Raw genomic sequence first — 1033 nt, forward strand, 5'->3', positions numbered from 1 at the left:
CCGGCTCCGACCGGCCGCTAGAGGATCCGACCTACGTAGTAGGAGGTGGTATAGATCTTCTTGAGCGACACGACGTCGCCGGTGTGCGGCGCCGCCCACATCATGCCGTCGCCCGCGTAGATGCCGACGTGATAAATGTTCCCGGGTGTCCCGAAGAAGATCAGGTCGCCGGGCTGTTTGTTGTACTGCGACACCCGGGTGGCGGCGGCGAACTGGGCGTCGGTCGTCCGCGGCACGCTTCTGCCGAGCTGCTTGAAGATGTACTGGATGAGGCCGGAGCAGTCGAACGAGCTCGGGCCCTCCGCACCGTAGACGTAGGGCTTGCCGGCCTGCAGGGAGGCCAGGTAGACGGCCTTCTCCCCGAGGGAGCTCGACGGGACCGGAACCGACGCCTGGTCCGCGGCGTCCCCTGTCGTGAGGAGATCCGACCGGGCGGCGTTGCGGACGGGCCGGGGGGTGGGCGCCGGCCGTACGCGCAGGGTGGCGTCGTTCGCCGAGCGGGCGGACTGTAGGGCGTCCGTGCCGTCGAAGACCGCGGTGACGTTCGTGGTGGTGAGCACTCGGGCCGTGTAGGAGGCGTAGCCTTGGGCGTTGGTGTAAAGGTGCTGGAAGGTGGCCCACCCGGTGGGGAGCTTCACCTGCACCTTGACCAGCTGGTTCGCCAGCGGTTCGTGGGTCTGCTCGTTGTAGAGCGAGAAGCCGATGTCGATCGGCTGGTCCGCGCTGACGCTCACGTCGGGGTTGGTCACTCGGAGACCGACCTGAACCTTGCCGGCCAGGGGCGGGGCGTCGACACCGCCCGTCGAGCCGAGCAGGGAGGTGGAGCCGTGGGTGCTGACCGCTGCGGCGGCGATGCTGCCCCCCAGGGCGGCCTGGGAGCCGATCTGCGCGGCAAGGGTGATCGGAGCGGTGTTCGGCTGCTCGTCCTTCGCGGCGTCGGCGTTGATGTCGGTGGCGCAGCCGGCGAGAGCCACTCCGGAGACCGCGACGGTCCCGGTGGTCACGGCGGCGAAGGCGCGGGCCCGGGCCCGGG

At 69.9% G+C, this 1033-nt stretch carries 1 protein-coding gene; it reads right to left on the reverse strand.

Annotation, left to right across the window (positions count from 1 at the left end; all coding sequences use genetic code 11):
* Positions 1 to 17: 17 nt before the first annotated feature.
* Positions 18 to 1033, reverse strand: a 1016-nt coding sequence (locus AC08ON_RS15715; RefSeq protein WP_476617238.1) for a C40 family peptidase, incomplete at its 5' end; no start/stop codon positions are given.

This window comes from Frankia sp. CoWAU3 (assembly GCF_977971855.1).